The sequence below is a fragment of the Flavobacterium sp. genome, assembly GCF_044371705.1.
Taxonomy (GTDB): domain Bacteria; phylum Bacteroidota; class Bacteroidia; order Flavobacteriales; family Flavobacteriaceae; genus Flavobacterium.
This window is the reverse complement of record NZ_JBILTE010000259.1, coordinates 1-2,855: the sequence shown is the minus strand read 5'-3', so window position 1 is coordinate 2,855 and position 2,855 is coordinate 1. Positions and strand designations below refer to the sequence as shown.

The 2,855-nt window shown below is 34.7% G+C and carries 4 protein-coding genes and 1 pseudogene; all 5 read right to left on the bottom strand.

Features of this window, described 5'->3' with window-relative positions; translation table 11 throughout:
- Positions 1-186, bottom strand: a pseudogene (locus tag ACIQ2S_RS12650) (hypothetical protein); the annotation flags it as partial.
- Positions 187-403: 217 nt separating this feature from the next.
- Positions 404-688: a hypothetical protein gene (locus tag ACIQ2S_RS12645; protein WP_396176548.1), complete on the bottom strand. Its 285-nt coding sequence runs from the start codon at positions 686-688 to the stop codon at positions 404-406.
- 131 nt (positions 689-819) lie between these two features.
- Positions 820-1,695, bottom strand: coding sequence for an RNA polymerase sigma factor (locus ACIQ2S_RS12640; protein ID WP_396176546.1), 876 nt, complete (start codon positions 1,693-1,695; stop codon positions 820-822).
- Complete coding sequence (locus ACIQ2S_RS12635) at positions 1,692-2,138, bottom strand: DUF6194 family protein (protein WP_396176544.1); 447 nt, start codon at positions 2,136-2,138, stop codon at positions 1,692-1,694. Before ACIQ2S_RS12635 ends, ACIQ2S_RS12640 begins: the two co-directional genes overlap by 4 nt.
- Complete coding sequence (locus ACIQ2S_RS12630) at positions 2,135-2,536, bottom strand: hypothetical protein (protein ID WP_353079553.1); 402 nt, start codon at positions 2,534-2,536, stop codon at positions 2,135-2,137. The genes ACIQ2S_RS12635 and ACIQ2S_RS12630 overlap by 4 nt, the downstream gene beginning before the upstream one ends.
- Positions 2,537-2,855 lie beyond the last annotated feature (319 nt).

The window sequence follows — 2,855 nt, the reverse complement described above, 5'->3', positions numbered from 1 at the left end:
AAAAAGTCCCTTTTTAATTGCAATAATGATTTTTTTATCCTTCAAATGGTAAATCCTCCATCTGAAGGTTGTTTCTTTCAAATCGGGTTCAAATTGTCGGTAGAAGTCAAAAAGTTCTACTCTTGAAAAGGATTCTCTTCCTATGAATTCCTTTTTCAGCCTTTCTATGATAAAATCCTTTGCCACTATATCTTATGCTTGAGAATGCAAATATAATTAAAATCAAACAAATGACAGCAATAGGGTCTTTGTGTCAAATGTTAGATATCAAACGAAATACAGCAAAATGGATTTAATATCAAATTTTGGTCCATCAAACCACATTGGACTACTTTCATAGTCGTAGCTGTCAGATAAGGTACTATCTATTACATTTTAGAACTAATAATCATAAGTTTTTTTATCAATAGGAATTGTTTTTTAACTTCTCAATGTTTTTTAAAATCATAGACAGAGTATTATTTAAGTCTTCTTTGTTTGGTGGATTGCCAAAAAATATTTCATCTAAATCGTATGATTTTGCTTTTATTAACCTCTTTGTAAGTTTTTCTGCATTATCAATATATTCTTGTTCGTTTGAGCATTCATAAGATAATATTCCATATTGCAGCGTTAAATCGTGGCTAAGTTTTTCAGCCTCACCTAAAATACCTGAATATGTTTCAGTTGATAAATCGTCTGTATCCATAGTATATTCGAAATTTACTAGCAGCTAACTGTTTGCCGTTACCCGAAGTGGCGGATTGATGCGAGATAGAATTTTAAATTAACAACTTCACCCGCCATTACGCCAAACGGCAGTTATAGCCAGCCTTTCTTTCAATTCAGGTTAAACAAGTTTGAAATTCTGTCGTCCGTAAGCAAGTTAGTAAATAGTTTTTTATGATGTTCTTTTTCCTGAAATGGATGGTTTCTGAAAAGGTCAGCATATTCAATTTCTGTCAGGTCGCAAAGGTCTTCTGCTTTTTTTGTGGCTTCGTCATTTATCTTTTTTAGATATGAAGTGTTGTACTTCATTTTGTCTTTGTCAACCCAACCTGCTTTAATGAATGATTTTGTCTTTCTGTCGCAACGACAAGAATTTGAAGTGTTGATTAAGCCACATTTGTTATTCATAAAATTGTAAAGGTCTCTTCTTGCTCTTGAAAGTCTTTGACGAAAATTATCTTTGGTAATGTCCAACATTTGTGAGCCTAATGTATGGTCAATACCAAATATTTCGCCTAAAACGTAAACCAAGCGTTGTTCTCTATCCAAACAAAGTAACATTCCGATCATACAACTGATGTTTGCTTCTTGTATTAATTCTTTCATCTCTGCTTTTTCCAAATCGAAAAGGTCTGTATCTGGCATTTGTTCAAGTTCTCTGCCATATTGGTCAAAAGAAGTGATGTAGTCTTCCAACCAAGCTTTTTTCATTTTGAGAAAGTGATTGAAAGTAATGCGGTATAACCAAGTTCTGAAATTGCTTTCACTTTTAAATTGTGCAAGATTAGTAATGACTTTTATCAACACTTCTTGTGTTACATCTTCTGCATCAAATGGGCTCAATGTCATCTTTAAAGCCACATTGTAAATGTAGTGTTGGTGCTTTTTTATCAATGTTTCTAAAGCGATTTTTGAACCTTCCCTTGCTTGTGCAATCAGTTCATTATCGTCTCTGTCTTGATATTGGGTTTGAAATGGGTTACTCATTTTTTCTTTGCAAATTTAGTCAATACGTTTTGGTAAGAAATATCTAAAAGATGTTTCAACAAATCTAAGTTTTCACTGTCTGGATTATTGATGCAAACCCATCCTAACCAAGCATAAATAGGATGTGGCATCAACATACCCGTTGTGGTGAAATCAAAATCAAGTTCTACTATCTCGCCTTTTGCGGGTCGTTTAGGAATATCACCAAATAGTTGTCGGTATTGTTTTTTGCCAACACCAAGACTTAAACGATAAATTCCTTCTCTGTCTAAATTGGAAGCCTTGTCATTAGGTCCGTCACTTTCTTTGATTGTGGAAATGTATATTCCTTTTGGCAGGAAACCATCAGGATTGTAAAAGAAGCTTCGCTCACGATAGGCATCAGTTACGATTACACCCTGATAGTTTTCTAAAATCCATTGCTCTAATTGCTTTGCGTTCATTCTTCAATGATGACTGGGGTTGTCAGGTTCATTTTAACAGAGTTGAAATCAATTTTCTCCATAAAAGGAAGAACCAATTTTGACGTTTCCGAAAGTTTCATTGTATTCTCTGCACATTGGTAGTCTTTCCAAAATACTACGTCAGTCCAAGTGCTGTCTTCTGAAACAGTCAAAGCCCTTTTTATAAAACCGCCTTGTTTTTCTAAAAAGTCTTTTTGCATTGCTCTTGCAGATTGTTCAAAATCCTTTGCCGTAACCCCTTGATTGAGTTTAAATGTGGTGATTTCCACCATTCCTACCGTTTGTTGTTCCATTGTCATTTCCTTTTTGTTTTGAGTTGAATTGTTGCAAGACATCAAAATAGCCGTTGCAAGTCCGATTAAAATAATTCTGTTCATACTGTCTGCTTTAATGTTTGACAGTTAGATACTCAAAACTTCAAGGTGTGACAGTTGTCGTGTCGTTTTTTAAGGTTTGCTATAACGGTTTTGTGCTTGGCGTTCGTGCGGGATTTCAGGGCACAAAACTGTCAACCCAGCACTAAAGTTGATTTGAAGTAGAATGCTCAATTAACCACGTCAGCCCCCATTGCGGCAAACGGCTGTTAGCGGGTCGTTGTTTTATTTTCTGTTGTTGTTTCAGTTTTGTCTGTTGAGTCCCAATTTACACTAAATGCTAATATGAGTTTTATTGAAAAAAGCTGCATTATCATTTTTG

Excerpts from the sequence above, each read along its gene's own strand:
- ACIQ2S_RS12640 (WP_396176546.1), bottom strand. The coding sequence starts at position 1,695 with ATGAGTAACCCATTTCAAACCCAATATCAAGACAGAGACGATAATGAA.
- ACIQ2S_RS12645 (WP_396176548.1), bottom strand. The coding sequence starts at position 688 with ATGGATACAGACGATTTATCAACTGAAACATATTCAGGTATTTTAGGT.
- ACIQ2S_RS12635 (WP_396176544.1), bottom strand. The coding sequence starts at position 2,138 with ATGAACGCAAAGCAATTAGAGCAATGGATTTTAGAAAACTATCAGGGT.
- ACIQ2S_RS12630 (WP_353079553.1), bottom strand. The coding sequence starts at position 2,536 with ATGAACAGAATTATTTTAATCGGACTTGCAACGGCTATTTTGATGTCT.